Annotated in this window: 29 protein-coding genes, 5 tRNA genes and 1 other RNA gene; 16 read left to right on the top strand and 19 right to left on the bottom strand. The window is 44.0% G+C overall.

Going from position 1 to position 25,937, the window contains the following annotated elements:
• Nucleotides 1-55: 55 nt before the first annotated feature.
• Nucleotides 56-988: an oxygen-dependent tRNA uridine(34) hydroxylase TrhO gene (gene trhO / locus I6L24_RS15015; RefSeq protein ID WP_005265894.1), complete on the bottom strand. Its 933-nt coding sequence runs from the start codon at nucleotides 986-988 to the stop codon at nucleotides 56-58.
• 189 nt (nucleotides 989-1,177) lie between these two features.
• Between trhO and I6L24_RS15010 the strand changes: the two genes are divergently transcribed.
• From I6L24_RS15010 to I6L24_RS14995, 4 genes are all read left to right on the top strand, one after another.
• The gene (locus I6L24_RS15010; RefSeq protein ID WP_216986636.1) at nucleotides 1,178-1,663 is read left to right on the top strand and encodes a DUF1289 domain-containing protein; all 486 of its coding nucleotides are present in this window, start codon (nucleotides 1,178-1,180) and stop codon (nucleotides 1,661-1,663) included.
• Nucleotides 1,664-1,708: 45 nt separating this feature from the next.
• Nucleotides 1,709-2,320, top strand: a complete 612-nt coding sequence (locus I6L24_RS15005) for a LysE family translocator (RefSeq protein WP_216986243.1) — start codon at nucleotides 1,709-1,711, stop codon at nucleotides 2,318-2,320.
• Nucleotides 2,321-2,410: 90 nt separating this feature from the next.
• Nucleotides 2,411-4,216, top strand: coding sequence for a DUF2157 domain-containing protein (locus tag I6L24_RS15000; RefSeq protein ID WP_216986242.1), 1,806 nt, complete (start codon nucleotides 2,411-2,413; stop codon nucleotides 4,214-4,216).
• Nucleotides 4,216-4,782 (top strand): GDYXXLXY domain-containing protein, encoded by a 567-nt coding sequence (locus I6L24_RS14995; RefSeq protein WP_004280609.1) that lies wholly within the window; start codon nucleotides 4,216-4,218, stop codon nucleotides 4,780-4,782. The genes I6L24_RS15000 and I6L24_RS14995 overlap by 1 nt, the downstream gene beginning before the upstream one ends.
• A 68-nt stretch (nucleotides 4,783-4,850) precedes the next feature.
• Here I6L24_RS14995 and panD read toward each other — a convergent pair whose 3' ends face one another.
• The 11 genes from panD to I6L24_RS14940 all read right to left on the bottom strand — a co-directional run bounded on the left by panD (nucleotide 4,851) and on the right by I6L24_RS14940 (nucleotide 10,946).
• Nucleotides 4,851-5,231 carry an aspartate 1-decarboxylase gene (gene panD / locus I6L24_RS14990; RefSeq protein ID WP_005265888.1) on the bottom strand — a complete coding sequence of 127 codons (381 nt, stop codon included), beginning with the start codon at nucleotides 5,229-5,231 and terminating at the stop codon, nucleotides 4,851-4,853.
• A 144-nt stretch (nucleotides 5,232-5,375) separates the two neighbouring features.
• Complete coding sequence (pth, locus tag I6L24_RS14985) at nucleotides 5,376-5,957, bottom strand: aminoacyl-tRNA hydrolase (protein WP_004280604.1); 582 nt, start codon at nucleotides 5,955-5,957, stop codon at nucleotides 5,376-5,378.
• Between the two features lie 18 nt (nucleotides 5,958-5,975).
• Nucleotides 5,976-6,272, bottom strand: coding sequence for a 50S ribosomal protein L25 (gene rplY / locus I6L24_RS14980; RefSeq protein ID WP_004645781.1), 297 nt, complete (start codon nucleotides 6,270-6,272; stop codon nucleotides 5,976-5,978).
• Between the two features lie 98 nt (nucleotides 6,273-6,370).
• On the bottom strand, nucleotides 6,371-7,324 hold the full coding sequence (locus tag I6L24_RS14975; RefSeq protein WP_004280601.1) for a ribose-phosphate pyrophosphokinase: 954 nt from the start codon (nucleotides 7,322-7,324) through the stop codon (nucleotides 6,371-6,373).
• 36 nt (nucleotides 7,325-7,360) lie between these two features.
• Nucleotides 7,361-7,435 (bottom strand) — tRNA-Gln (locus tag I6L24_RS14970).
• Between the two features lie 92 nt (nucleotides 7,436-7,527).
• Nucleotides 7,528-7,602: transfer RNA gene (locus tag I6L24_RS14965), tRNA-Gln, on the bottom strand.
• Between the two features lie 18 nt (nucleotides 7,603-7,620).
• Nucleotides 7,621-7,695, bottom strand: a tRNA-Gln gene (locus I6L24_RS14960).
• A 26-nt stretch (nucleotides 7,696-7,721) separates the two neighbouring features.
• Nucleotides 7,722-7,796: transfer RNA gene (locus I6L24_RS14955), tRNA-Gln, on the bottom strand.
• Nucleotides 7,797-7,798: 2 nt separating this feature from the next.
• Nucleotides 7,799-8,626, bottom strand: coding sequence for a 4-(cytidine 5'-diphospho)-2-C-methyl-D-erythritol kinase (gene ispE / locus I6L24_RS14950; RefSeq protein ID WP_085064317.1), 828 nt, complete (start codon nucleotides 8,624-8,626; stop codon nucleotides 7,799-7,801).
• Between the two features lie 21 nt (nucleotides 8,627-8,647).
• Complete coding sequence (lolB, locus tag I6L24_RS14945; protein ID WP_005265885.1) at nucleotides 8,648-9,226, bottom strand: lipoprotein insertase outer membrane protein LolB; 579 nt, start codon at nucleotides 9,224-9,226, stop codon at nucleotides 8,648-8,650.
• 7 nt (nucleotides 9,227-9,233) lie between these two features.
• Complete coding sequence (locus tag I6L24_RS14940) at nucleotides 9,234-10,946, bottom strand: tetratricopeptide repeat protein (protein ID WP_005265884.1); 1,713 nt, start codon at nucleotides 10,944-10,946, stop codon at nucleotides 9,234-9,236.
• 79 nt (nucleotides 10,947-11,025) lie between these two features.
• On the opposite strand from I6L24_RS14940, the gene hemA reads away from it, so the two are divergent.
• On the top strand, nucleotides 11,026-12,315 hold the full coding sequence (hemA, locus tag I6L24_RS14935; RefSeq protein ID WP_085064315.1) for a glutamyl-tRNA reductase: 1,290 nt from the start codon (nucleotides 11,026-11,028) through the stop codon (nucleotides 12,313-12,315).
• A 139-nt stretch (nucleotides 12,316-12,454) separates the two neighbouring features.
• Here hemA and I6L24_RS14930 read toward each other — a convergent pair whose 3' ends face one another.
• Both I6L24_RS14930 and I6L24_RS14925 read right to left on the bottom strand, forming a co-directional pair.
• Nucleotides 12,455-14,377 carry a DNA primase gene (locus I6L24_RS14930; protein ID WP_004645776.1) on the bottom strand — a complete coding sequence of 641 codons (1,923 nt, stop codon included), beginning with the start codon at nucleotides 14,375-14,377 and terminating at the stop codon, nucleotides 12,455-12,457.
• 225 nt (nucleotides 14,378-14,602) lie between these two features.
• Complete coding sequence (locus I6L24_RS14925; RefSeq protein ID WP_005265881.1) at nucleotides 14,603-15,568, bottom strand: outer membrane protein assembly factor BamD; 966 nt, start codon at nucleotides 15,566-15,568, stop codon at nucleotides 14,603-14,605.
• A 71-nt stretch (nucleotides 15,569-15,639) separates the two neighbouring features.
• Between I6L24_RS14925 and rluD the strand changes: the two genes are divergently transcribed.
• The 3 genes from rluD to I6L24_RS14910 are packed head-to-tail and all read left to right on the top strand — an operon-like array spanning nucleotide 15,640 to nucleotide 18,071.
• The gene (gene rluD, locus I6L24_RS14920) at nucleotides 15,640-16,692 is read left to right on the top strand and encodes a 23S rRNA pseudouridine(1911/1915/1917) synthase RluD (protein ID WP_005265880.1); all 1,053 of its coding nucleotides are present in this window, start codon (nucleotides 15,640-15,642) and stop codon (nucleotides 16,690-16,692) included.
• 37 nt (nucleotides 16,693-16,729) lie between these two features.
• Nucleotides 16,730-17,470, top strand: coding sequence for a peptidoglycan editing factor PgeF (gene pgeF / locus I6L24_RS14915; protein ID WP_005265879.1), 741 nt, complete (start codon nucleotides 16,730-16,732; stop codon nucleotides 17,468-17,470).
• A gap of 40 nt (nucleotides 17,471-17,510) precedes the next feature.
• The gene (locus tag I6L24_RS14910; protein WP_005265878.1) at nucleotides 17,511-18,071 is read left to right on the top strand and encodes a flavodoxin family protein; all 561 of its coding nucleotides are present in this window, start codon (nucleotides 17,511-17,513) and stop codon (nucleotides 18,069-18,071) included.
• Nucleotides 18,072-18,126: 55 nt separating this feature from the next.
• On the opposite strand, the gene smpB is transcribed toward I6L24_RS14910, so the two are convergent.
• Complete coding sequence (smpB, locus tag I6L24_RS14905; RefSeq protein ID WP_004280586.1) at nucleotides 18,127-18,606, bottom strand: SsrA-binding protein SmpB; 480 nt, start codon at nucleotides 18,604-18,606, stop codon at nucleotides 18,127-18,129.
• Nucleotides 18,607-18,745: 139 nt separating this feature from the next.
• Between smpB and coaD the strand changes: the two genes are divergently transcribed.
• The 7 genes from coaD to I6L24_RS14870 all read left to right on the top strand — a co-directional run bounded on the left by coaD (nucleotide 18,746) and on the right by I6L24_RS14870 (nucleotide 22,089).
• Nucleotides 18,746-19,237 carry a pantetheine-phosphate adenylyltransferase gene (coaD, locus tag I6L24_RS14900; protein ID WP_004280585.1) on the top strand — a complete coding sequence of 164 codons (492 nt, stop codon included), beginning with the start codon at nucleotides 18,746-18,748 and terminating at the stop codon, nucleotides 19,235-19,237.
• A gap of 1 nt (nucleotide 19,238) precedes the next feature.
• Nucleotides 19,239-19,502, top strand: coding sequence for a YfhL family 4Fe-4S dicluster ferredoxin (locus I6L24_RS14895; protein WP_005265877.1), 264 nt, complete (start codon nucleotides 19,239-19,241; stop codon nucleotides 19,500-19,502).
• A gap of 26 nt (nucleotides 19,503-19,528) precedes the next feature.
• An RNA gene (rnpB, locus tag I6L24_RS14890) (RNase P RNA component class A) lies at nucleotides 19,529-19,906 on the top strand.
• A gap of 72 nt (nucleotides 19,907-19,978) precedes the next feature.
• Nucleotides 19,979-20,055, top strand: a tRNA-Met gene (locus I6L24_RS14885).
• Between the two features lie 85 nt (nucleotides 20,056-20,140).
• Complete coding sequence (locus I6L24_RS14880) at nucleotides 20,141-20,581, top strand: hypothetical protein (RefSeq protein WP_005265876.1); 441 nt, start codon at nucleotides 20,141-20,143, stop codon at nucleotides 20,579-20,581.
• A gap of 205 nt (nucleotides 20,582-20,786) precedes the next feature.
• On the top strand, nucleotides 20,787-21,812 hold the full coding sequence (locus I6L24_RS14875; RefSeq protein WP_010326927.1) for an IS30-like element ISAba125 family transposase: 1,026 nt from the start codon (nucleotides 20,787-20,789) through the stop codon (nucleotides 21,810-21,812).
• The gene (locus tag I6L24_RS14870) at nucleotides 21,805-22,089 is read left to right on the top strand and encodes a hypothetical protein (protein WP_228733332.1); all 285 of its coding nucleotides are present in this window, start codon (nucleotides 21,805-21,807) and stop codon (nucleotides 22,087-22,089) included. Before I6L24_RS14875 ends, I6L24_RS14870 begins: the two co-directional genes overlap by 8 nt.
• A gap of 14 nt (nucleotides 22,090-22,103) precedes the next feature.
• Here the strand turns inward: I6L24_RS14870 and I6L24_RS14865 are convergent, their stop codons facing one another.
• Nucleotides 22,104-22,730 carry a CatB-related O-acetyltransferase gene (locus tag I6L24_RS14865; protein WP_005265875.1) on the bottom strand — a complete coding sequence of 209 codons (627 nt, stop codon included), beginning with the start codon at nucleotides 22,728-22,730 and terminating at the stop codon, nucleotides 22,104-22,106.
• A 112-nt stretch (nucleotides 22,731-22,842) separates the two neighbouring features.
• Nucleotides 22,843-23,238, bottom strand: coding sequence for a RidA family protein (locus tag I6L24_RS14860; RefSeq protein WP_085064316.1), 396 nt, complete (start codon nucleotides 23,236-23,238; stop codon nucleotides 22,843-22,845).
• A 136-nt stretch (nucleotides 23,239-23,374) separates the two neighbouring features.
• Between I6L24_RS14860 and I6L24_RS14855 the strand changes: the two genes are divergently transcribed.
• Nucleotides 23,375-23,968, top strand: coding sequence for a TetR/AcrR family transcriptional regulator (locus I6L24_RS14855; RefSeq protein WP_005252554.1), 594 nt, complete (start codon nucleotides 23,375-23,377; stop codon nucleotides 23,966-23,968).
• 59 nt (nucleotides 23,969-24,027) lie between these two features.
• Here the strand turns inward: I6L24_RS14855 and I6L24_RS14850 are convergent, their stop codons facing one another.
• Complete coding sequence (locus I6L24_RS14850) at nucleotides 24,028-25,332, bottom strand: IS4 family transposase (protein ID WP_005104965.1); 1,305 nt, start codon at nucleotides 25,330-25,332, stop codon at nucleotides 24,028-24,030.
• A gap of 111 nt (nucleotides 25,333-25,443) precedes the next feature.
• A complete protein-coding gene (gene greA / locus I6L24_RS14845; RefSeq protein WP_004645764.1) occupies nucleotides 25,444-25,920 on the bottom strand; it encodes a transcription elongation factor GreA in 477 nt (158 codons plus the stop codon).
• Between the last annotated feature and the right edge of the window lie 17 nt (nucleotides 25,921-25,937).

Here is a 25,937-nt window from a genome sequence, read left to right as displayed (position 1 = left end):
CTGACTGGCATTACTCCGAGGAGGGTTTTTATATATTTCATTACAAAAGGCCAAATTAGAGGCGTTTGCGTTTTGCTGCTAAAATTTGTGATTGACGCATACGGAAACCTTCTTTTTGTTTCTCGGTGGTTTTGTCAATACAGTACACACAAGAGACACCATGTTCATAACTTGGGAGGGCAACTTCTTCTGGAAGTAAAGGCCAGCCACACGCATGACACTTGGTATTTTGGCCTTCTTCAACACCGTGCGTTACGGCAGTACGACCATCAAACACGAAGCATTCACCTTCCCACATGCTTTCTTCAGCCGGGGTTTCTTCCAGGTATTTTAGAATGCCGCCTTTCAGGTGATACACTTCGGTAAAACCTTCTTGTAGAAGAAGTGAAGTGGATTTTTCACAACGAATACCGCCAGTACAGAACATGGCAATTTTCTTGTCTTTGTGCTGTTCCAGATTATTTTTCACGTATTCAGGGAATTCGCGGAAGCTTTCAGTTTTCGGATCAATCGCGCCTTTGAACGTACCTGCTTTGTATTCGTAATCGTTACGGGTATCAACCAGAATCACGTCATCACGTGCAATCAGTTCGTTCCATTCTTTTGGATCAAGATAGTGACCGACTAAATCACGCGGTTTCACTTCCACGCCTAAAGTCACGATTTCTTTTTTTAATTTAATTTTCATTTTACGGAATGGTTTTTCAGAACTGTCAGATTCTTTGTATTCCATTTCGTTAAAACCTTCATTCAGAAGGAACTGGTGAATTTGATCAATCGATGCACGGTCGCCTGCAACCGTACCGTTAATGCCTTCACCTGCCACAATTAGAGTACCGCAAAGGTTGATGGATTTTACCAGGTCCAGAAGACGTTGCTGAAGATCGGCAGGATCTTGAACTTCTTTGAATTGATAAAGTGCGGCAACAACCCAACCAGTCGTCGCTTGCTGTTCTACAGGTGCAAGCTGTTCTACAGTAGCGTTCATGGAATACTCCAACGTAGCATGATAATTTGAAAGGCGCATATTTTAGCTTGATTCGAGTGAATAAGCGAGTAAAACGCAAGTCTTTTAACAGGCTTCAATTCATGGGAGAGAGCGTGTATAGTCATGCCCGGCCCAGGATTTTGTGCAGTGATGCAGATACTGAAAGTTGCAGTATCTTTGGAGTGTGTTTTGAGTTCAGATCGTCGTATTGCGTCTTTAACCCCATGTGCAGGGCGTTGCTCGACCGTATTTGGTGATGCGGTATGTCGTGGTTGTCGCCGTTTTAATCATGAAGTGATTCACTGGAATACGTATAGTGCTGAGCAGCATGGAGCTGTGTGGCAGCGACTGGATGCACAGCTGGATCAGATTCTGGTGCCATTGTTACCGCATGCCGATCTTGTCAAAGTGCAGGCCTTTGTGCTGTCGAAACGGGTGCGCTTGCGTGATGATGCTTCCAAAGGGCGCAAGCTGTATCATGCTTTAAAGCTGTGTGAAAAAAATCGGCATTTTACCGACGATAGTGGTTTGGCCATCCATTATAAGCAGGTGCGTCCGTTGTGGGATGAGTTTGAGCGCCGGATCTTGGCCTTGGCTACTGCCAGTTATGATCTGGCTTTTCTGCGGGCAGACGGTATCAGTCAGCATCTGATTCATATACAAGAGGAGGACTAAGTCCTCTTTTTTTATGCATAAAAATAACAATAGCTGAGGGGTGGCATGAATATTAGTGAATATTTTTTATATTGTCTGGCTGTTGTGGTGATGATCGCTACACCTGGCCCAGTGATGTTGCTGGTGGCCAGTGCCGGTTTAAAAGGTGGTTATGCGGCGGCTTTAAGAACCATTTTTGGTACCAATTTCGCCTCTCTGGTGTTAATTGCCTTATCGGTATTGAGTCTAAAAGGTTTGTTGGTCATTAATGCGCAATGGCTGGATGCGATCAAGCTGCTGGGCTGTTTATATATTGGCTATCTGGGCTGGCAGATTTTCCGTGAAGTTATTTTTAAGCAGCAGGAGAAAGCTCAGGAGAATCTAGTTCCTGTGCATGGTGGTTTTCGACAAGGTTTTTTGGTTGGTATTTCTAATCCGAAGGACATTATTTTCTTTGCGGCTTTTTTCCCGCAGTTTATCGGGATTACTCCTGATCTTGATTTAAGTTTAATTATTTTGACTTTGAGCTGGATTCTCCTGGATTTTCTGACTTTGTCTGTGGTGTATTTGGGTTTCAACCACTTATCCCATTCTCGACTCTATCCACATTTGCTGGCATTGTGCGGCATGATTCTGCTCATGATTGCAGGGTACGGAATTTATCAAATCCTGATTTAAAAATGTACAGCATACTTGAACTGTTCCTGCCTGGCATATCCTGCAAAAATCATGCTAAGGTGAAATCAAATAAAAATTGAACAGATCAGTATGTCCAGAACAGTACCATCGCCAGATCGTCCATTTTCCCCGCTGTTATTTATTCAACCTGCTGTGATTCAAATTCTTCAAATCATTGGGCTGGCGCTGATCGCTGTCAGTATCGTGTATCTGCTGGCAGCAAACTGGTGGATGTTGCCCAAATTTGTCCAGCTGTTTATTCCTCAAATTTTATTGCTGGGTTCAGCATTGCTGAGTGTGCGTTTCACTGCGCGGGAAAAGTTAAGACAAAGTCTGGATACTGTATCGGGTCTAATGCTGGGCTTAAGTCTGGCCGTGATTGGACAGATTTATCAGACTGGTGCTGACAGTTATCAGTTATTTCTGCTTTGGGCTTTGCTGTTGCTGCCTTGGCTGTATCGGCCGAATATTGGGATCTTTGCATTATTTTGTGTGGTCAGCCAGTTAGCACTCTATTTTTATTTTAAACAAAGCTTTTGGCTGGTGCGTGCTGAAACTCTTTATCTGCTCGGTCTGAATCTGTTGACCGGGCTAAGTATGATCTATGCCTTACGTTATTATCCGGTTTTGCGCTATCTGTTTATCGCTGTCGTGGTGCTTATTTCAGTAGTAAGTATGTTCCGGTTTATCGACTCGGATTCGATCTGGTATTTGGCTTCGTTGCTGGTTCTGCCTATTTTATTCAGTGTTTATTTCTATACCCGAAAGCAACAGCTTGAAACCAGTTTGCTTGTTGCAGGACTGGCCCTGAGTTTTAGTGTTCTCATTTTTGATCTCACTCAGCAATATTTACATGATTCTGCCGCTGGCTTATTGATACTAGCTTTGCTGATATTCAGCTGGTTCGCAGCTATTACAGGTCTGCTGATCAAGCTGTTGCCCAAGAGCCGGTTTTCGGTCATTCCATTGGCTCTGGGCGCGTGGATTGCTGGTGTGATCTTGGCCATGCTGTTGCTGACCTATTGGAAAAGTTTTTCGATTCTGATGGGAATCATTTTTATCGCAGTCGCCTGGTGGTTGATTCGTAGCAAGCCCTCAGTTTTTCTGCGGCAATTGGCTTATTGTTTATGGGTTTGCGGTCAGGCCGCGGTATTGATTCATACTCAATTACTCACAGAGAGTCTATTGCTAATCTGGCTGATACAAGTCGGCATTACGCTGCTGACTATCATGAGTCGTATGCATTGGCTGGTGGTGCTGTTGCAGTTGTTACTTGCACATATACTGGGAATTGCAGTTCTGGTCGACCAACATGCATTTTTTCAGGATCAGCGCCTGCTGACGTGGATCATGCTGCTGAATTACAGCATTCTGACAGGAGCTTTGCTTACTGCGAGATACTGGCTCGCTTCAGCTTATGCCAAAAGCATGAATTTATGGATGATTAGTATTTTGGTGGTGACGGCTATTTTTCAATGTTTACTGCAATTTGGTGTGGCTCAGCAATTGCAGCCACGCGGTATAGATGAAGCCATTATTTTCTATATTTTGCCAGCTTTCTGGCTATTGAGTTTTGTCGGGATTCATCTCAAGCAATTTTCACGAATTCAACTCTGGCTCATTCCTGCTGCGGGAATTCTGCTGATTGCATTGGGTTACTTTGAAATTTTTATCATTTTAGTGTTTATGGCTTGGGCCATGGTGAATCAACAACGATTGATGCAAGCCTTGACCATTTTGCTACTGATCTTCTGGTTATGGCTGCTGTATTACAATCTGGGACTAAGTTTTTTATTTAAAAGTGTCAGTATTTTTGCCTCAGGTGTGCTGGTGTTGCTTTTGGCTTATGTGTTGAGTTCACCGAAGTTCCAGCTGAAAGCAGGAGTGGTCTCATGATGAAAAAGTTTATGGCACTGCATCTTAGTATTTTTAGTATTGCTTTATTCGTAGGTTTAATTGTCCAGCATGAATGGCATCTGGCCAAAAGCGACAGTATCTTTGTCGAGTTGGCACCAGTCGATCCGCGTTCGATCCTGCAAGGGGATTATATGGTACTGAACTATGATCTGCATTTTAGCGCAGTGGCAGCGGGGAATGGTTCCGAACAGCCTGTTTCTGACATAAAGATTGAAGATTTTAAAAATCAATCACATGTAATGAGTTATGTGCAGCTGGATCAGCAGCGCAGAGTTATTAAAACCAGTTTTGATCGAAGTGCACTCAATCAATCGGAACGTGTAGCCCGATTAATGCTGAAAAACCCACGCAATACTTTTGAGGCTTTGTATCCTGCTGCTAACAGTTTCATGTTCCCCGAGGGTCTGGAGCCTTGTTATCGTAACGCCAAATTTGCAGAGCTGAAAGTGAAGGAAAATGGCAAGGCCTTGTTATTTGATTTGCTGGATCAACAATTAAAACCCTTAAACTGTGAAAGCTCTAAAAGCTGGCGAGAGGGCAGTTAAATAGGTCAATATTCGGGTATTAAAAAAGCCCGCAATGTGCGAGCTTTTGGGTATCTGGTCTGATCAGCTTATGCGACTTGTACCGGAATACAGTTGGCAGTGTGGCTGACTGTATTGTTTGGGGTAGCATAAACCAAGCGAGGCTGATGGGCATTCGCTTCAGCTTCAGTGAAATCGCCAAAGGTTGCAATAATCACGATATCGCCTACATCGGCCTGATGCGCAGCGCCACCATTGACTGAGATGATACCTGAATTGTCTTCGCCACGAATTGCATAAGTTGCAAAACGTTTACCATTGGTCACGTTCCACACATGAATTTCTTCGTATTCACGAATGCCAGCCAAATCCATCAAAACGCCATCAATTGCACATGAACCTTCATAGTGTAGTTCTGCATGTGTAACGTGAGCGCGGTGAATTTTGCATTTTAATAAACGAGATAGCATGGCTAGCGTCCCCTGAGTTGACCTAAGAGTTTGATCATTTGGTTAAATCAATCTTGCTTGCTGTATGGTGAACAATCGAGCAAACGCATTTTGCGCTTAAATAAACTTTCTGGCAAGCGGAATTGTCCAGCAATTTTTGAATGTTTAGTTCGGCTTATATGCGTTGATTTGATTCATGGCTTGCTGTACTTCACCATTCACCAGCATTTTTGTGCGGGCGAGGGCATGAGAAATTGCATCATCCATTAAATTCTGTTCGCTGCTTGGTGCTTTACTGAGTACATGACCGGAAACACGGTCTTTGGCACCAGGATGACCAATTCCAATACGCAGGCGATGGAAGTTTGAACCAATATGCGGAACGATATCGCGTAGACCATTATGACCACCGTGACCACCGCCAGTTTTCAGGCGAATGACACCAGGATTCATGTCCAGTTCATCATGGGCAATCAGGATCGATTCAGGTGCGATATTGTAAAATTTGGCGAAAGGAACAACACTTTTACCGGAAAGGTTCATAAAGGTTGTCGGTAGAAGAAGACGGACGTCTTGACCTTCGATATTGCCACGACCGCTAAATCCGTTGAATTTTGGGTCTTTTTTGAGGGTAATGCCATATTGCTCTGCAAGGCGTTCTACGAACCAGAAGCCTGCATTATGGCGGGTTTGGGCATACTCAGAACCTGGGTTACCCAAACCAACAATCAGTGAAATATTTGACACTAATTACACCATTAACACTTATGCGCGTTTGAAGTCAGCGTGCATAGGTGTGTTTTTAGCTGGGTGACGTTGTAACGCTTGGATTTTAACGCTTTCAACTTTACCGTCTACATCAATTTCGATAACTTCTTCAAAGAATGAATTGTTTTCTAAGAATTTAACAAGCTGACGAAGCTCAACAGTAATTGCTACAGGAGCAGCTTCACCACCGTAGATGATTGCAGGAACTTTAGCTTGAAGACGAAGGCGGCGGCTCGCACCTTTCCCTTGAACTGCTTCTTCACGTGCTGCTGCGTTTAATACGAAGTTTGCCATGATAGACATCCTATTTAAGTTAAATGAACCAGACTTGCGACCAGTCTGGTGAGTAAAAGCCCTACCAAATGGCAGGGCTTTGAAAATTCAGCGCTCTATTATAGATAAGAATCGAACATTGCGCTAATAGATTCTTCGTTGTTAATACGACGAATCGTTTCGGCAACCATACTGGCTACTGAAACCTGGCGAATCTTGCCCAGTGCTAAAGCTTCATCAGAAAGAGGAATGGTATCAGTCACAACCAGTTCATCAATCACAGAATTCTTTAAGTTTTCAATCGCTTTACCAGAAAGTACTGGATGCGTTGCATACGCAACAACCTTGCGAGCACCGAAAGTTTTCAATGCATCAGCAGCTTTGCATAGCGTACCAGCAGTATCTACCATGTCATCAACAATGACACAATCACGATCTTTTACATCGCCAATCAAATGCATCACTTGTGATTCATTCGCTTTTTGACGACGCTTATCGATGATTGCAAGATCGATATCGCCCATTTGTTTCGCAACAGCACGTGCACGCACTACACCACCTACGTCAGGTGAAACCACCATCAGATTGTGATGCGATTGTTGACGCAAGTCAGCAAGTAGCGCTGGTGTACCGTAGATGTTGTCTACAGGGATATCGAAGAAGCCTTGGATCTGGTCAGCATGCAAGTCGATCATCACCACACGGTCAACGCCTACAGTAGTGAGCATGTCTGCTACAACTTTTGCAGTGATTGGAACACGTGCTGAACGTGGACGACGGTCTTGACGAGCATAACCAAAATAAGGAATCACGGCAGTAATACGACCCGCACTTGCACGACGCAAAGCATCAGCCATCACCAAGATTTCCATCAGGTTATCATTAGTTGGGGCACAAGTAGGTTGTACGATAAATACGTCTTTACCACGAACGTTCTCAGTAATCTCGACAGCAATTTCACCGTCAGAGAACTGACCTACAGAGGCAGCGCCTAGAGGAATGTGTAAGTGACTTACGACTTTTTGAGCGAATTGTGGATGCGCAGATCCACTAAAAACGACAAGATTGGGCATGAAGCACCCTTGGCGGTTGGGATATATGGGAATAGATGGCAGGGGTAGCTGGATTCGAACCAACGGATGCCGAGATCAAAACCCGGTGCCTTACCACTTGGCGATACCCCTAATGCGGCAGAACTTTAATATTTTTGCGGTAAAGTGTCAAGGTAAATTAACAGTCTTACAGCAAATGAGTGTTCTGTCTTTTTTCGAGAAAATGGCAGGGGCGGCTGGATTCGAACCAACGGATGCCGAGATCAAAACCCGGTGCCTTACCACTTGGCGACGCCCCTAATTTGATGACTGTAAGATGGCAGGGGTAGCTGGATTCGAACCAACGGATGCCGAGATCAAAACCCGGTGCCTTACCACTTGGCGATACCCCTAATACAGTACATCTACAGGTGAAAAATGGCAGGGGTAGCTGGATTCGAACCAACGGATGCCGAGATCAAAACCCGGTGCCTTACCACTTGGCGATACCCCTATCTACACTTTAAACCGAACTAAAGGTGATTCTTGTAAACTGTTGACCAGGTAAGCTTTACATGGTGCATTTGCAAGAATATCTTCGATATTCAGATTGTCAGTGACTTCAATAAACACACAAGCACCTGTACCTGTAAGCTTTGCTTTTCCGAACTGGTCGAGATATTGCATTGCTTCATCGACTTCGAGATATAAGCTTCTTGCCAGTGGCTCAAAGTTATTTCCAAAATCAGATGGCGTTTCCTGATAGGCGCAAAATTTAGAGCTCTTCGTGTCTCTTGTCAATGCTTTTTGCGAAAAAAGCAGTTGAGTGCTGATAAAACAATCAGGTTTTAACACAATGAATTTTTTTTGATCTAAGTCTATGAATGTTAAGTGTTCGCCAATACCTTCCGCCCAGGCATTTTTGCCATGCACAAATATTGGCACATCTGCGCCTAGCTTGACCCCAAGCTCTGCCAGTTGTTCAACATTTAAACCGCACTGCCAGAGCTGGTTTAGCACAATCAGGGTCGTCGCTGCATTGGAAGAGCCGCCACCGAGACCTGCACCCATCGGGATATTTTTTTCCAGACGAATTTTTAGTCCAGAGAGCGTCTTAGCATAGGGCTTCAACAACTGTATCGCCCGATAGATTAAATTCTGTTGCAGATCCACTGAGGCCAGACCTTCTATCTGAATCGCATCATCAGCGCTTTGTTCAAACTCCAGCCAGTCATATAGGTCAATCAGCTGAAAAATACTTTGCAGCTCATGATAGCCATTTTCACGGCGACCGGTGATATGTAAAAACAAATTCAGTTTAGCAGGCGAGGGAACACGAATCATCATGGGCTGGAATCAGGTCAATTAACGGTTTTCAATGATCATTGTAATACGGTTTTCTGCACCATTTCCAAGTGACTGTTTTAAAATCAAGCGGTTTGGCATTTTGGCCTGCGCATTATAATTGAGATCGACTGTCCAGCCCTGTTCAATAATCTGGTTAATCCGCTGCGTATCGTCTTTTTGTAATTTGGCAGAGTTGGTCGCAGGGCGGGCTTGTACCCAGTCCACTAAATAACTGATCGGTGCTTGCCAGCCGGTTGCGCGTTGCAATAATTCTTCGGCACTGGCTGCCTGAATCACACCTGTTTTTGCGCTGTTTAAGGTCACTTGTCCCGGCGTGCCAGAAATCTGGGTTTTACCGACGCCTAAGATACCGCTGAGTTCAATATCGAATTCTTCCTGCTGTTGTACCCAGGTAAAGAATGCGCTGCCAGTCTGTTGAGGGGTGCGAACGCCAATTTTACCTTGCAGCTGAAATTGATTGTCTGCCTGTACAGACGGGGTGGCAGGCGCTTGTGGCTTGATCATCTGCTGACAGCCAGTTAAAAATAAAGCAGTGGCTGCAAAGGCACAGCAGCCCAATTGGCTCAAATTGCGCATAAATTAATTAACTCGTTTTGGTTTGTGGTGCTAACAATAGCGAATTAAGTTGTTTCAATTCTGGGGCATTTGGATGGTTTTGTTGTAATTGTTGTAACACTTGGTGGAAGTGTTGTAGATCACCTTTCATGTACAACGACCGGGCATAACGCACCCCAATCTTCACATTCGGATTCAATTGATAGGCTTTGTATAATACGTCCGCAGCTGTGGCGAAGTCATTCTGTAAATAACAGATATAACCATAGGTATCCAGAATGGACGCCTGTTCTGGTGCATATTCTAGTGCCTGTTCGACATAGCGGCGTGCTTCTTCGAGGCGACGGTTTTGCATCGCCAGGGTATAGGCATAGGCATTCAGATAGGTCGGACTGTTCGGTTCAATTTTAAGTAAAGTGCTGAGTAGTTCATCCAGCTTGACGCGATCCTGATGGGGATCCAGCAACAGAACTTGCGAATAGACCAGTTCAGGGTCATCCGGCAGGTTTTTGCTGGCTTCTTCCAACAGGCGAATCGCAGCTTTTTTATTCTGCATGCGCGTCAAAATATCCGCTTGGGCTAGATAGAGGAAGCTGGCATGTTGTGGATAATTGACCCGTTCCTGAGTCAGGAAACGCAGTGCATCATGCAGTTTATCCTGCTGGGCAAAAATCGAAATCATGTTACGGCGCGAGACCGTGTACAGACTGCCATCGACCAGACGATAATAGGCTTTGGCTGTTTCATAGTGCTGTTTGCGTTCTGCATTGACCGCCAGATAATAATAGGCTTCGTTCTGATATTGTGCAGAATAACGCAGTTCAACCAGATATTTTTCGGCCTTCTCGTATTCTTCTAAGTCAATACTGGTCAGTCCGGCAATAAACAGGGCTTCTTCGGCAGTCGGCCATTTTTTTAGAATGTCTTGCAGTTTTTTCAGCGCCAAAGTCGCTTCGTTCAGCTTGACCAGATATTTGACTTCCGCCAGACGTACATCCAGATTATTGCGGTGTTTACGGCTGGATTTTTCATACCATTGCAGTGTCGCCTGAGTATCGCCGAGTGCATTGAGCAGATTGGCTTTCATCAAAATATAGCCGGTCGCATTCGGACGTTTTTTTAAGGCGCGGTTAACTGTATTTAGAGCCTGTTCGAGCTGACCATTTTGTGCTTCCAGACCGGCTACCAGCACCAGAATAGATGGATTGTCCTTGGCTTTAGTGGTGCTTAAGGCCTGAATCAGATAAGTACGATCCTCTGTGCCTTCCGGTGAAATTCCGGCGAGAATTTCTTCCAGATCGGCACTGTCATCAATTTGCAGGATTTTTTCTAAGGTCTCAGCAGCCAGCTCATATTCATGCGCTTTAAGGGCAATATGTGATAAATAAAATAAAGCAGGGACGTCTTGTGGCTCTTGTACCACCCAGTGCGTGGAGATATCTAGTGCTGCCTGTAGGTCATCATGTTCCAGCGCGACATTCAGTGCACGCTGCTTGACTGAAGTGGAATTGCTCTTGATCGCCAGCACCGTATAGTTGTGCAAAGCAGTCGGAATGTCATGTGCAGCGATGGCAAACTCAGCCATCATACTTTGTTTTATCGCATCATAATTTTGATTTGCATGGTAAACTGCTTCCGCTGCATAAAGATGCGCAGTCGAAGCCATGCTACCCACCAGTAGGAATGTGGTAGAATATTGCTTAATTGTAGGGCCGTTGATACGGCTAATTGTTTGACGCAATTTTTTATTGATCCAAGTAATGCTTTTTATGACACCGATGTTGCACAATAGCATAAATTTAGTGAAATGATGACCTGATATGTCTTTCTTTGCATTGGGTGTCAACCATCAAACTGCCTCTGTAGAACTGCGCGAACAAGTGGCGTTTAACCCTGAAAAGTTAAGTGCCATTCTTGCCGAGCAAAGCCAACACCCTCAACTGAACGACATGGTGGTGGTGTCTACATGTAACCGGACCGAAGTTTACGCCATGTCTGACAATGCTGACATGGTGCTGAACTGGCTCGCCCAGAAAAATGGGGTGGATGTCAAACAACTGCAACATCATGTCTATCGTTATGAAAATGCTCAAGCGGTGACGCATCTGATGCGTGTTGCCAGTGGTCTGGATTCACTGATGCTAGGTGAACCACAAATTCTGGGGCAGGTCAAAACCGCACTTTCTCTGGCCAAAGACTCTCATACCGTTTCGCAAAACCTGAACCGCATTTTTGAATATGCTTTTTATGCCGCTAAACGTGTGCGTTCGGAAACGGCTGTCGGTAGTCATGCGGTCTCGATGGGCTATGCGGTAGCACAACTGGCCTTGCAAGTGTTTAGTCACCCGGACAAGCTGACCATTATGGTGGTGGCAGCTGGAGAGATGAACAGTCTGGTGGCTAAGCATCTTGCAGAAATGGGTGTGGGCAAGATCATCATCTGTAACCGTACCCGCGAGCGTGCGGATATTCTGGCACAGGAAATTGCACATCGAGTTGAAGTCGAAATTATAGATTTTGATCAGCTTGCAGAAAATCTGCATCGTGCCGATGTCATTTCCAGTTGTACCGGCAGTTTGCATCAGGTGATTCACTATCCTGATATCAAGGCAGCATTAAAGAAACGCCGTTACCAGCAGATGCTGCTGGTCGATCTGGCAGTGCCACGCGATATTGATGCCAAAGTAGAAAGCCTGGACGGGGTTTATCTGTATGGGGTCGATGACCTGCAAAGCGTGATTGAGGAAAATCTGGCACAGCGCCGTCAAGCGGCTGTTGAGGCTGAGATCATGGTCAATCAGCTGGCTACAGAACTGATGACCCAGCAAAAGGTCAAACAGGCCGGGGCGACCATTCATGCCTATCGTGACCACGGGGAAACATTACGTCAGGAAGAATTGTCACTGGCAATGCAGCGTATTGCCAAGGGCGAAAAGGCGGAAACGGTACTGGCCGAGTTTTCACATCGTTTAACCCAAAAACTGTTGCATCCAACTTCTATTGTGCTGCGTGAGGCGGCCAAAGCGGAAGATCCTACCTATTTTGAGCTGTTACAGGAAGAACTGGGCAATGTAGTCGCGAAGCGTCGTAAATCCAGGCATTCGTTTTAATCAGCATGATGAGAAGCTTGGTTCTTTGCTGATTTGTACTTCAACATAAAACCCAGCCTGATTATTTGAGAAAATTATAAATAATAATGTGAGCTAGCAGTGACTTCATTGGATTCAAAAGAATCAATAATTTGAAAAATTAATCTTCTAACAGGGTCATTGAGCGTTTGCGGTCAATCTCATAAATCTGCATTTTCAGGTTTTTCATTTCTGCAATACTGTTAAATTTCTTGGATTTAATCTTGTTTTTTAAACACTGATATTGCAGCTTGGTTGAAAAATCAGCCGCGAGCTTATCGGCCTGTTCCGGCGATGAGGTGTAATCGCTGACATTGGCATGCTGCAGAATATGCTGCAGTTCATGATGATGGGCTGCGCAGGCACCGAGCACATAATAGATCGACAGTTCAGGATCATCCGGTAAGTCATCAAAAATCACATTCAGAATATTCAAAATCTTAAACAGCAACTGATCTTCCGCTACTAGCGCGCGCAGTGGTTCAAAATGAATATACAGATAAGGATGATTCATCAAGATCGCAATCACATATTCTTCAGCATCAATTTTGGTACTAAAGCTTAAAGATGCATCTGTATTGACCTTAGGTTGCCATTTACGATTAAAGCCCAGTTTTTCGCGGAAAAATTGCTGCAGCAGATAACGGAAGGAGCCGTGTTTGGGCAGTAATTCGGTCAGATTTTTTAGTTCACCCATAACCTGACTCTTGCCTTCTGGGGTGGTGATATCCTGATTTTGGGTCAGATGGGCAAACACGAAGTCCGACATCAACGGTGCCTGATCCAGCAAGCGTCTGAAGTTTTCTATCCCTTCACGGCGGATCAATGAATCTGGGTCATGGTCAGCGGGCAAAACAAAGAACTTCAGCTCTCGGCCATCATTCAGCAGGGGCAGGGCAATGTCCAAGGTACGGCGCGCTGCTTTTTGACCGGCAGCATCCCCATCAAAGGCAATGGTCAGCCGGTTGCTCTGCTTGAACAGAATATTCAGGTGGTCGGTATTACTCGCTGTGCCTAAAGTCGCCACTGCGCCATGAATGCCATATTGCTGAAGCGCAATCACATCCATATAGCCTTCGACCATCAGCCATTCTTGGGCTTTCTGTTTGCGGCCCTCATAGAGGCCGTACAGCAACTGGTTTTTATGGAAGACTTCAGAATCTGGCGAGTTGATGTATTTCGGCTTGATCTCGTCATTCAGGGCACGGCCGCCAAAGCCGACCACACGGCCCTTGGTATCACGGATCGGGAAAATGACTCGTTCACGCAGCAGGTCAAAATCACGGCCACTGTCGCTGGTGCGAATCAGACCTAAAAGTTTTAAGCCCTCAATATCCTGAGGAAAGGCTTTTTCCAGATGTTGCCAGTCTTCAGGCGCATAGCCTAAGCGCCAATAGGCAATGGTCTCTGCAGTCAGACCACGCTGCTTGAAGTATTGCTGGGCACTCGGGCTATTTGGGAGTTGGCGCTCATAGAACTGCGCGATATTTTCTAGCAGGTCGTAGAGGTTACCGTCTTGCTGAACTTCCGCCATCGGTAGGTGTTCAAAAGAAGCAAAAGGGTCACCATAAAAATCCTGTTCGACTGTCTGAAACTCTGCAAATGGATCGAAACTCGCCGTAGATGCAGCATTATTATTTTCTGTTGGAGCGTTATTCTGTTGCGGCTGAGTTTGTGGTGCAGTTTGAGCAGGCACGATTTTGGGTTTGGCTGCTTCACGTTTATATTTTAATTTATTGGAATCAGTATTGTCTTTAGGCAGTTCGATGCCCGTCTGGCTGGACAGGTCTTTCATCACTTCGACAAAATTACGGCTGCCAATGTCCATTAAAAAACGGATGGCATTACCGTTGGCCTGACAGCCAAAACAGTGAAAATACTGTTTGTCACGATAGACGTGGAAAGACGGTGATTTTTCCTGATGAAAAGGGCAGCAGCCTGAATAGGTACGGCCTGTTTTTTTCAGTTTTACGAATTGACCAATCACATCGACAATATCGGTGCGATCGAGAATCTGATCAATCGTATGTTGAGGAATGGCCATGGTCTGCTGAGCTTCTCGTGCTGGAATCTAAGGTCTAAATCACTGAAAAAATGAAAATAGTCTAGTTGGACATTGAATATTTCAAGTTCCTTTGTATACCTTTTGCACGTTTTGTTCAAGCCTGGGCAAGACAACGCAAAAGGGCAAGTATGATACCTTGCCCTTGAGGAAAATGCACCTGTAAAGCGCTGTCTTATTTGCTGATGCTGCCGGCCTTCTTTAGCTTTATTCAGCCGTTTTAGGACGATCCAGCAAACCAAATGAAATGCGATTGGTGATGCTGCGCTTTTCATTTTCTGGCGCATCAGACTGTGCATCGATGTCGGTTACAGTCTTGGCTTCTTTACCAAAAATACCCAGTGTCGCGCGGTTAAAGAAGCTGCCTTCACTACGCGCTGCACGCAGATTCACCGTCCCATCTGATTTCACCAGATTCGGATAATTCAGCTTTAATACATCCACATATTGCTGAGAAGTCGCTTTATCACCTAGCTGAGCATAGCCATAAGCAACCGTTGCCAGTGCTTCTGGAATCTGCGGAGTTTGAGGATAATGTTCAATCACCCACAAGCCACGTTCAACTGCTGCCAGATAAGCCTTACGCTTGATGTTGAAACGTGCTGCGTTCATTTCATGCTCAGCCAGTTCCTGACCGATAAACTGCATACGCTGTGCTGCATCCACTGCATAAGTGCTAGATGGATAGCGGCGAATGAAATCAACAAAATTCTGGTAAGCCACTTTCAGGTAGCTGACATCACGATGCGACTGTTTCAGCGAGGTATAACGCAGCAGGCCGTTATAGTTCTGTTCCATATTTGAGACACCGCGTACATAGTAGGCATAGTCGACATTTGGATGTTGCGGGTTCAGACGGATAAAACGCTCTGCCAGTGCGACCGCACCTTCATAATCTTTTTGCTGGAATTTCACATACAACAGTTCCAGTTGCGCTTGCGGGGCATACTGACTGGTCGGGAAATAAGTTTCCAGCGCTTCCAACTGTTTTGCTGCATCGGTATATTGATTACGATCTAGCGCTTTCTGTGCTTTTTGAATATAAACCTGTTCGCTAGATTCCGGACCTTTATCCACGACTTCTTTTTTTGGATTACTGCTACAGCCTACCATTGCCGATGCAATGCCTAATGTCACAGCAAGCATTGTCATTTTATAATGTGGTAGCGACATAAAAATTCCTCTGTTAATACGGGCAATGAGCTACAATTGCACTATTAAACCACTTTTGTCTGAATGAGCAAATGAGTCAAGCACAATCTTCCAATTCTAATATCCCTGATACTGATTTCAATTTACTTGAAGATTCTGAGGATGCAGATAACCATACTTCAGAAGCAACTGCAACACGTTTATCGTTGCAATTTCAACTGGATGAAACTTATATCGGGCAACGGATCGACCAGATTGCCGCAATGGTCTGGAGCGATTTTTCTCGAGAAAAATTAAAGCAATGGATTAAAGATGGCAATTTATTGGTGAATGGTCAACCGGTTAAGCCGAAATTTAAAAGTGATGGTTTTGAAACCCTGACTTTAAATGTTGAGCTTGAAGCGCAAACGCGCAGTCTGCCGGAAGATATTCCACTGGATATCATCTATGAAGATGATGACATTATTGTCATCAATAAACCTGTAGGCATGGTAGTGCATCCGGGCGCTGGCAATAGTTCTGGCACCTTGGTGAATGCTTTATTGCATCACTATCCGAAATCAGCTGAACTGGCGCGTGCAGGTCTGGTACATCGTATCGATAAAGACACCAGTGGTCTGTTGGTGGTTGCCAAAAATCTGGAAGCACAGTTTGCCTTAAGCAAACAGCTTGAGAAAAAATCAGTATATCGCCTGTATGACCTGGTGGTTTACGGCAATATTATTGCTGGCGGTACCATTGATGAACCAATCAAACGCCATCCGGTGGATCGTGTGAAAATGACCGTACTTCCAGGTGGTAAAGACGCGGTGACGCATTACAATGTCAAAGAGCGTTTCCAGCATTTTACCCGTGTTCAAGCCCGTCTGGAAACTGGACGTACCCATCAGATCCGTGTGCATTTTAGCTATATCGGCTTTGGCTTGGTGGGCGATCAGGTGTATATGCCACGTGTCCGTATGCCTGCAGGTGCATCGCAATTATTAGATGATACTTTGCGTGGCTTCAAGCGTCAGGCTTTGCATGCTGTACAACTCGGTCTGACCCATCCGCGTACCAAAGAAGAAATGACCTTTGAAGCACCGTGGCCGGAAGACTTTGCCAATCTGGTTGAAGTGCTGCGTACCGAAAACAAAGCCTATTAATCTTTTTATTTAGCTCGCGTCAAAGCAAGGAATCGAGATGCAATTTGTACCAGGACTTCCACAAGGTGTGTATGTCGGCCAGACTCGCGTTCACCATGCGAAAGTACAGCCATCCGCACAGCCTGAGCTTGCAGGTTTTAACTTGGCCTTGCATGTGCAGGATAATGCGCTACGGGTACAACAGCATCGTATGGCTTTATTGCAGGATTTCGCTGCCTTTGGCGTAGATAAGATTACCTGGATGACCCAGACGCATAGCACCATTTGTCATAGCATTAATGAGCAGATGCCATTTACCGCACTGGTCGGAGATGGTCTGGTGACGCAGCGCAAGGTGCATGCCTTGATGATGATGACTGCAGACTGTTTACCTGTAGTAATGGGGAATGCGAAAGGTACGGAAGTTGCCAATTTGCATGCTGGTTGGCGTGGTCTGGCGGGTGGGATTGTCGAAAACACCATTGCCGCTATGCAGACTCCGCCGACCTGGGCCTGGCTCGGGGCAGCAATTAGCCAGCCGTGTTTTGAAATTGGTGCTGAAGTAAAAGCAGCTTTTTGCGGTAAATATCCTGAACTGGACAGTGCATTTCAGGTCGGTGAACAGGCAGCTAAATATTATGCCGACCTGTATGCAATTGCACGTTATATCTTGCAGCAACACGGCATAAATACCGTATTGGGTGGGGATCAGTGTTCTTATCGTCAAGCAGAGGAATATTTCTCTTATCGCCGCGAAGCTAAAACAGGGCGTATGGCGACATTCGTGTTTATGGCATGAAAATGTTAAACTTAACTGAATTTTTTGGCTTTTGAGCGTTATGTCCCTATCTTCCAAATCTGTTGCGATTGTTTATCACAGTCCTTATGGACACACGGCTAAAGTGGCAAATTTTATTGCCGATGGTGCGCGAGAAACTGGTGTTCAGGTGCATATGATGAATGTCGAACATATAGACTGGGATGTACTAGACGCCGCCGATGCAATTATCTTTGGTTGTCCGACCTATATGGGTAGCCTGACCTCTGCCATGAAGCTGTTTATGGAACAGTCTTCCAAGCGCTGGCTGGCACGTAGCTGGCAGGGTAAGCTGGCAGCAGCCTTTACCAATGGTGGTGGACTCAGTGGCGACAAGCTGGCGGTCTTGCAGCAAATCAATCTGTTTGCCATGCAGCACGGTATGCTATGGAGTGGATTGCCATTGATGCCGACAGGTCGTGCAGTGACGGATCTGAATCGGATGTCGAGCTTCTTGGGGCTTATGACCCAGTCAGATAATGCGCCGGTAGAAGTCACTCCACCTGAGGGCGATTTAAAAACCGGGCTCTGGTTTGGGGAATATATTGCCCTGACTCTGGCAAGACTGGGCGGCAAAGCTTAAAGTTATAAAAAAACCTCCAAATGCGGAGGTTTTTTTATATTCAATTTTTAATCCATTATTTATGGAAAATTCGTGCTTTATCACGTTGCCAGTCACGGTCTTTTTCGGTGGCACGTTTGTCATGGAGCTGCTTACCTTTGACCAGAGCAATTTCCAGCTTGGCATGTGGACCTTTCCAGTAGCAGGCCAGTGGAACGCAGGAATAACCTTTCTGGTTAATCGCACCCATCAACTTTTCAATTTCACGGCGATTCAGCAACAGTTTGCGGGTACGGGTTGCTTCAGGCACCACATGGGTCGAAGCACTTAACAAGGGCTGAACCTGTGCACCAAACAAGAACGCTTCACCATTTTTAAAGGTAATATAACTTTCTACAATGGTCATGCGACCAGCGCGCATTGATTTGACTTCCCAGCCTTTTAATGAAAGCCCCGCTTCAAATTTCTCTTCAATAAAATAATCGTGGCGGGCACGTTTATTCAGTGCAATGGTACCGCCATTATTTTTTTTTACTACAATAGATGCTTTCGCCATAATCTGATACTTCCAAACGTGCTGCTATTGTACCGCAACTAGAAATAAGGTGAAGTTTTTTAAATTAATGAGGATTATTCACCAAAAAAACAAGTTTTTGCTAAAATAAGATTCTACATAACAAACAGAGTACAAATGGATGTCTAAAACTCGTGTGATTTATCCGGGGACTTTTGATCCAATTACCAATGGACATATTGATTTGGTAACCCGCGCAGCGCGAATGTTTGATGAAGTCGTGGTAGCCATTGCTATCGGTCATCATAAAAATCCGGTATTTAGTCTGGAAGAGCGTGTCGCATTGGCGAAAGAGTCATTGAGTCATTTGGACAATGTTGAATTTGTAGGTTTTGACGGTTTGCTCGTCAATTTTTTCCGTGAGCAAAAGGCGACTGCTGTATTGCGTGGTTTGCGTGCAGTGTCTGATTTTGAGTACGAATTTCAGTTGGCCAATATGAACCGTCAGCTGGACTCCCATTTTGAAGCGGTGTTTTTAACCCCTTCAGAGCAATATTCTTTTATTTCATCCACTTTGGTGCGTGAAATTGCTCGACTAAGAGGTGATGTAACCAAGTTTGTACCACCAAACGTGGTTGCTGCCTTCGAGCGTAAACTTCAACAAGGTTGGTAGCGTGTCTTTATATATCAGCGATGAATGTATTAACTGTGATGTCTGTGAACCTGTATGCCCGAATGAGGCCATCTATATGGGTGAACTCATTTATGAGATTCATCCAGACCTATGTACAGAGTGCGTCGGACATCATGATCAACCGCAGTGCCAGTTGTTCTGTCCGGTGGATTGTATTCCACTGGATCCGAATCATGTCGAAACGCAGGAACAGCTGCAAGCCAAGTATGAAAAACTGACTGCTCAAAAAACATCAAGCAATTAGTCTCGATATTTGATACTATGCCGCTCGAAGTGAGCCAGACGATCGCTGCTGTGGAGATCTCCGTGATTGAAGCAGGGGAGGAAAGTCCGGGCTTCATAGGGCAAGGTGCCAGGTAACGCCTGGGCGGTGCAAACCGACGGCAAGTGCAGCAGAGAGAAGACCGCCTTCATTATGTTTTCGAGCAATCGGAATCGGAGGTAAGGGTGAAAGGGTGCGGTAAGAGCGCACCGCATGGCTGGTAACAGTTCATGGCGAGGTAAACCCCACCGGAAGCAAGACCAAATAGGAATCCATTAGGCATGGCCCATGCTGGATTCGGGTAGGTCGCTTGAGCGCATGAGTGATTGTGCGCCTAGAGGAATGATCGTTCACGACAGAACCCGGCTTATCGGCTCACTTCAACAAATTTTGATCAAACAGCACAATATGGGGTTGACGTGATTTACAGAAAATCCCATAATGCGCGCACAGTTTAAGGCTATGTAGCTCAGTTGGTTAGAGCACCGCACTCATAATGCGGGGGTCACAAGTTCAAGTCTCGTCATAGCCACCATATTCTGAAAAAACCCGCTCCGATTGAGTGGGTTTTTTTATGTTTAAAATAATGAGTGTGATTATAATAATTGAAATGTAAGAGAATGAATTCTAAAAAAATGCCTAAACATGATGAAATTGGTAAATGGTTTAAAAAGAATATAGGGAGTTGTCTTTCGTGGGCAATAACTTTTGCATGGCTTATTTTTATTTATTTTAAAATTCATAATGGGATATTGCCTACAAACTTAAATGAATTCGGTGATTTTATTGCGGGAGCTTTTGCACCTTTGGCATTTTTTTGGTTGGTAAGAGGATTTTATCAACAGGGTAAAGGACTTGAGCAAAATTCTGAGGCTCTAAATATGCAAGCAATAGAGCTAAAGAAAACAACTGAAGCTTTGGAATTGCAGGTGCAAGAAATGAAAGCTTCAGTTGAGCAACAGTCAAGATTAGCTAGGGTGTATGAAGAGGAGCTTCAGCAGAAGCATTTTCAGGTTCAACCATACTTTGAATACAGTTTTCAGTTTTCAGTTAACAGATAACTTTCTTCATGATGAACCTATTTGTGATGACGATGGAAATGTAATCGATCATTATAAAGATAGAGTTATCAAGTTTACTTTGAATATTAAAAATATAGGTGGAACTTCTAGAAATTTATTTATAAAACATCGTAAGGACCAACCATATCTTGGCAGAGTAAAACTTGAAGTGCGACATAAACCACCTAATTAATTTAAAGGGTTTATGGAGTATATAAAATTGTCATACCATCATCTTAACTTTGAAGATCGTACTGCATTAATGCTTGAGTCAAGAAAAGAAGGCTTTTCAGCCAGAAAATTTGCTGAACTTATTAAAAGACATCCTAGTACGATCTATCGTGAGCTTAAAAGAAATAGCATCAATGACGTTTATCAAGCTCGATATGCTTCTGATAACACTTTTGCTAGACGTAGACGTGGTCACAGAAAACTCAAAATCGATTCAATCCTCTGGAAATTTATTGTTGAAGCGATCCGTTGTTTATGGTCTCCTCAGCAAATAGCAAAGCGTTTAAAGACATTTCCTGATTTGGATCAAACAATGAATGTAAGCCATACAACGATTTATTCAACGATACGAGCATTACCCAAGGGTGAGTTGAAAAAAGACTTATTATCCTGTCTACGTCATGAAAATAAAAAGCGAAAAGCTAACGGTGAACCTAAAAAAGATTCTATATTACAGGATATTAAAACTATTCATGAGCGCCCAGCCGAAGTTCAAGAAAGAAAAATACCGGGTCATTGGGAAGCTGATTTAATTAAAGGTAAAGACAATAAAAGTTCGATAGCAACACTTATTGAACGAAATACACGGCTCTGTATCTTGGCAACATTACCTGATGCAAAGGCAGAATCAGTGCGCAAGGCTTTAACTGAAGCTCTGAAATATTTACCTGCAGAACTGCGTAAAACGTTGACCTATGACCGTGGACGCGAGATGGCAGAACATAAAATACTTGAAGAAGATTTAGGCATAGATGTATATTTCTGTGACCCACATTCACCCTGGCAAAAAGGCACATGCGAAAATATGAATGGTTTAATTAGGCAATATTTACCTAAAGGGATTGATTTAAATCAGGCAGATCAGCATTATTTAAATCAAGTTGCCATGTCACTGAATACTCGTCCTAGAAAAGCGTTAGATTGGCTTACACCATTAGAGAAATTTGCTCAGCTTGTTGATTATCATAAGACTTTTCAAACTGTCGCACCTCATGTTTGAATTCGCCCTTCAACAAACACAATATAAATTGGAACACGCAGAAATCATGACTATATTATTTGATGTTGACGGTCAAATGGCCCAGGAACTAAATGATGGAATAGAGGATTTAACAAGAACATTTAGAATTAGATATCAAGATATATATGGCAAGCAATACGAGAATTATATTGCTTGTGATGTAATTACCTATATTGATGACGAAACAGGCCAGGTTTATTTACAACCAAACCTAAAAATACTTAGTCAAAGCCAAGCTTTAAACCATACAGTTTAAAAAAGAATGAATAGCTAATAATCTAAAGTTAAAAAATCGGATAACTCCTTAATTTCAGCCGTCTGCAACTGCTCACGCATCTTTAAAAACTGCTTTTCATCGATATCATAAATTTTAAGGGAAAGCAGTTTTTCGATATCTTCTTGTGGGAAGCGGTATTTAATAATTTTCGCAGGTACGCCGCCCACAACTGCATAAGGTGGCACATCTTTGGTCACGACTGCGCCTGTCGCCACTACCGCGCCTTCACCAAGGTTCACACCCTGCATAATCAAAGCGCGTGAGCCAATCCAACAGCCATCGCCAATAATAGTATCGCCAGCAGGTACAAAACTGCGTGTATCGAATGGAAACGCTGAAATCCAGTCGGTACGGTGGAGTTGATTGCCACCCATCATAATCACGCACTCAGCACCAAAACAGACAAAATTACCGATATAGAGCTGGTCTATGGGCTTCTCAGGCGTGGCAGGCTTATCATGCAGATAGCGCACTACACAACGCTCAAACCCCTGATCCCAATAGGCCGAATAATACGAATAATTCCCTTTGATATGAATGTTGGGATTCTTCACCGTTTTTGAGATGAACTCGAATTCACACCAATGCTTCACAGGAGAATTAATTAACTTTTCAGACATGAGGAGGCTATAACTACAAGGAATGCGCCATTATACCGAATTGCACTTTAAGCTGAATCAACAATCGCAATTCAGCTTGTGAAGCAAATCCTAAAGCACGTGCTGATATGACCTAAGCGCTGAGAGGAATACAGGCAATCACTTTAATTTCAAAATCAAAACCTGCCAGCCAAGTCACGCCCACCGCAGTCCAGTTTGGGTAAGGCTTTTGATTAAACACTTGTTGTTTAACTTTCATAATACTTTCAAACTGCCGTTCGGGGTCAGTGTGAAAAGTAGTGACATCGACAATATTGTCGAAGCTACAACCAGCCGCTGCCAATGTTGCAGCTAAGTTTTCAAAAGCCCGTTCTACCTGCTTCTCAAAATCTGGTTCAGGCGAGCCATCTTCACGGCTACCGACCTGACCAGAAACAAAAAGTAAGTCTTCCGATTTGATCGCAGCAGAATAACCATGCTGTTCATACAGGGCATGGCGGTCTTGGGGAAATATCGCAGTTCTAGTCATGTCTATTCTCATTCAATATCTAATTTATCAGTGAGTGAAAGCAACTTGACTTTCACATACGCTTCGTATGTAAACATAATTGACATACGGTCCGTATGTCAATTAAAATTTTTATGATGATGAGGTAAAGTAATTCATGTCTGTTCGTGAACAAAAGATGGCGGAAACCCGCAAGAAACTGATAGAAGTGGCACGCCGTGCGTTTGCGGAATATGGTTATGCTGGCACTTCAATGGATAAGCTCACGGCAGAAGCAGGGCTGACTCGTGGTGCGCTGTATCATCATTTTGGTGATAAAAAAGGCTTATTTGCTGCAGTGGTCGACCAGATCGATTCGGAAATGGCTTCATCTGCGCAGCAACATCTGGAGCAGCCTGATGATCTGTGGGAAGGATTGATGCTGGAAGGGCGGACCTATATTCAAAATGCCTTAAACTCTGAATTCCAGCGCATTGTATTGCGCGATGGGCCTGCGGTATTGGGTGATCCTGCACACTGGCCAAGTCAAAACAGATGTTTGCAGTCCACGCGTGAATGTGTTGAGCAATTATTGGTAGCAGATCGAATTAAAACAGTTGATCCGGAAGCTGCTGCGGTATTTTTAAATGGTGCTGCAATGAATGCAGCCCTCTGGGTGGCTTCTAGCGAACATCCTGAGCAGGTACTCCCTGAGGCTTTACATGCATTTAATTTATTTGCATCGGGGTTTTTAAAAGAAGCCCAGAGCTAATTCGTTTGTAGGAAGCAGATAAAGGTAAAAAACCCCTCAATCGAGGTAATGCCAGTCAGTTAAGAAATTGACTGGCATTTTCTTGGGTATTTCTGCGGTTTTCCTTTCACAACTCGTGGGCAACTTCTAACCCTTCTCTCAGGCAAAACATACCTCCTCGATTTCTCCAGTAAACTTTCTAGATGTTTAGGTAAATTCCCTGCGGAGTCTAAAGAATCAAATCTTAATATATTCAGGATGCTGATAGAGGCAATATGAAAGCTGATTCTCAAAGGACTGACTTTTGCACGTTGAGCCATATGTTTCATTTGTCTTCTTAGAATATTATAGGCAATGAAGACCCCCCATAATTCTTGATAAATTAAATCAGGTTGCTTGCTCCTCAAATGCTTACCTTCCTGTAAATCACTTTTGATTTCTCGGTAACACATTTCTATTTCCCAGCGCTGGGCATAAAGCTTCGCCAAGCCTATCAGTGGATATGCCTTTGAATCCATTAATGAAGTGATATAACGTCTAATTTTCCCTGCCTGCTCAACTTCAATCAAACGCGCTTCCCAATATTCTCCTAATGATGGATTTAGCTTCCTGGCTCTAGCTGAAAGAGGCATTTTGATTTGAAAGTCATGCGGGGAATTACGTTTAATGATCTCATAGCGTAAATTATCTTTTGCTCTCATTAACCAATGACTGGCTTCTACTCGTGTTTGCCAGTCAATCAAGAAATCAGCAGAGAAATAGGCTCGATCAAACAAGGTAATACTATGCGATGGAGGACATAATCGATTTGCCAGTGTAAGTTCACCCTGATCCATGCTACCTATTTGGGCATCAATGATTTCATGGGTGCTGGTATTTACCAGGCAGGTTGCTCTCACTTGTGGATAAGGGGCTGCAGCGGTTTTACCCTTAGATGAGCCAAAGTGTTCAAAATTCTCGTCTGTATAAGGCATAGACCAAACCACCCCGTCAACAGCACATACACTAAGGCCATGAAAGTTTGAGTATTGCTGTTGGGATTCTTCAAACCAGGCTTGGCTGAGTAGAGAAAACAAGGTATTCAAGGGCTCTCGTCCTAAACGTTGTCGTGCTTGCACTGCTGCACTGGGGACACAATATTCTGTTGTACCAAACACAAGTTTTAGTTGCTCTACGACATACCCGATCGGTTGATCTCGAAATAGGGCAAGCCCAATTACCAGCCATACCACATGTTCGGCAGGTAATTTTCTTCTCCTGATAGAAGCCTTACCTGTTTGATGTAGGCTTTCTTTAATCCAGTTTAAATCAATGAGTTCACTGAAATGGCTGAGTGAAGGCAAAGAATGTTGAAGGGTGCAATCTAAATTTTCAGATAAAGTCATAAAAAAAATGAGCGTATTGGCATACACTCATTTTTACTACATTTTTCTAATGTCTGCTTAACTGACTGGCATTACTCAATCGAGGGGCTTTAAATTAAACAGCTTTAAATTTTAAAGATATTCAACTTTCACAATTTCGTATTCAACTTCACCGTTTGGTGTATTGATTTTCACATCGTCGCCTTCGTTTTTACCTAAAAGACCACGTGCAATTGGCGAGTTCACAGAGATCTTGTTAATCTTAAAGTCTGCTTCGTCATCACCTACAATTTTATAGGTTTTCTGTTCTTCAGTATCCAGATTTTCAATCGTGACCGTTACACCAAAAACCACACGACCATTCTGTTCAAGTTCTTTTACGTCGATCACCTGAGCTGCACCCAGTTTGCCTTCGATGTCCTGAATACGACCTTCACAGAAGCCTTGCTGTTCACGTGCTGCATGGTATTCTGCATTTTCTTTTAAGTCGCCGTGTTCACGCGCTTCTGCAATTGAAGCTGTAATACGTGGGCGATCCACTGTTTTCAGTTGGTGTAATTCTTTCTCTAAGGCAATTTTGCCTTCAGGTGTCATAGGATAACGTTGCATGTTGTCCCTCAAAAGTC

The organism is Acinetobacter lwoffii (assembly GCF_019048525.1).
Taxonomy (GTDB): Bacteria; Pseudomonadota; Gammaproteobacteria; order Pseudomonadales; family Moraxellaceae; genus Acinetobacter; species Acinetobacter lwoffii_K.
Note: the sequence above shows the minus strand (reverse complement) of the source record. Positions and strands in the feature narration are given on the sequence as shown.

What these genes read in the sequence shown, in the direction of transcription:
- rluD (WP_005265880.1), top strand. Translation starts at nt 15,640, where the DNA reads ATGAGTCAAGCACAATCTTCCAATTCTAATATCCCTGATACTGATTTC.
- I6L24_RS14925 (WP_005265881.1), bottom strand. Translation starts at nt 15,568, where the DNA reads ATGTCGCTACCACATTATAAAATGACAATGCTTGCTGTGACATTAGGC.
- I6L24_RS14875 (WP_010326927.1), top strand. Translation starts at nt 20,787, where the DNA reads ATGGAGTATATAAAATTGTCATACCATCATCTTAACTTTGAAGATCGT.
- I6L24_RS14910 (WP_005265878.1), top strand. Translation starts at nt 17,511, where the DNA reads ATGTCCCTATCTTCCAAATCTGTTGCGATTGTTTATCACAGTCCTTAT.
- I6L24_RS14850 (WP_005104965.1), bottom strand. Translation starts at nt 25,332, where the DNA reads ATGACTTTATCTGAAAATTTAGATTGCACCCTTCAACATTCTTTGCCT.
- rplY (WP_004645781.1), bottom strand. Translation starts at nt 6,272, where the DNA reads ATGGCAAACTTCGTATTAAACGCAGCAGCACGTGAAGAAGCAGTTCAA.
- panD (WP_005265888.1), bottom strand. Translation starts at nt 5,231, where the DNA reads ATGCTATCTCGTTTATTAAAATGCAAAATTCACCGCGCTCACGTTACA.
- I6L24_RS14865 (WP_005265875.1), bottom strand. Translation starts at nt 22,730, where the DNA reads ATGTCTGAAAAGTTAATTAATTCTCCTGTGAAGCATTGGTGTGAATTC.
- smpB (WP_004280586.1), bottom strand. Translation starts at nt 18,606, where the DNA reads ATGGCGAAAGCATCTATTGTAGTAAAAAAAAATAATGGCGGTACCATT.
- I6L24_RS14930 (WP_004645776.1), bottom strand. Translation starts at nt 14,377, where the DNA reads ATGGCCATTCCTCAACATACGATTGATCAGATTCTCGATCGCACCGAT.
- I6L24_RS14855 (WP_005252554.1), top strand. Translation starts at nt 23,375, where the DNA reads ATGTCTGTTCGTGAACAAAAGATGGCGGAAACCCGCAAGAAACTGATA.
- I6L24_RS14975 (WP_004280601.1), bottom strand. Translation starts at nt 7,324, where the DNA reads ATGCCCAATCTTGTCGTTTTTAGTGGATCTGCGCATCCACAATTCGCT.
- I6L24_RS15005 (WP_216986243.1), top strand. Translation starts at nt 1,709, where the DNA reads ATGAATATTAGTGAATATTTTTTATATTGTCTGGCTGTTGTGGTGATG.
- hemA (WP_085064315.1), top strand. Translation starts at nt 11,026, where the DNA reads ATGTCTTTCTTTGCATTGGGTGTCAACCATCAAACTGCCTCTGTAGAA.
- I6L24_RS14995 (WP_004280609.1), top strand. Translation starts at nt 4,216, where the DNA reads ATGAAAAAGTTTATGGCACTGCATCTTAGTATTTTTAGTATTGCTTTA.
- I6L24_RS14860 (WP_085064316.1), bottom strand. Translation starts at nt 23,238, where the DNA reads ATGACTAGAACTGCGATATTTCCCCAAGACCGCCATGCCCTGTATGAA.
- I6L24_RS15000 (WP_216986242.1), top strand. Translation starts at nt 2,411, where the DNA reads ATGTCCAGAACAGTACCATCGCCAGATCGTCCATTTTCCCCGCTGTTA.
- greA (WP_004645764.1), bottom strand. Translation starts at nt 25,920, where the DNA reads ATGCAACGTTATCCTATGACACCTGAAGGCAAAATTGCCTTAGAGAAA.
- lolB (WP_005265885.1), bottom strand. Translation starts at nt 9,226, where the DNA reads ATGCGCAATTTGAGCCAATTGGGCTGCTGTGCCTTTGCAGCCACTGCT.
- coaD (WP_004280585.1), top strand. Translation starts at nt 18,746, where the DNA reads ATGTCTAAAACTCGTGTGATTTATCCGGGGACTTTTGATCCAATTACC.
- trhO (WP_005265894.1), bottom strand. Translation starts at nt 988, where the DNA reads ATGAACGCTACTGTAGAACAGCTTGCACCTGTAGAACAGCAAGCGACG.
- I6L24_RS14880 (WP_005265876.1), top strand. Translation starts at nt 20,141, where the DNA reads ATGAATTCTAAAAAAATGCCTAAACATGATGAAATTGGTAAATGGTTT.
- pgeF (WP_005265879.1), top strand. Translation starts at nt 16,730, where the DNA reads ATGCAATTTGTACCAGGACTTCCACAAGGTGTGTATGTCGGCCAGACT.
- I6L24_RS14870 (WP_228733332.1), top strand. Translation starts at nt 21,805, where the DNA reads ATGTTTGAATTCGCCCTTCAACAAACACAATATAAATTGGAACACGCA.
- ispE (WP_085064317.1), bottom strand. Translation starts at nt 8,626, where the DNA reads ATGATTCGTGTTCCCTCGCCTGCTAAACTGAATTTGTTTTTACATATC.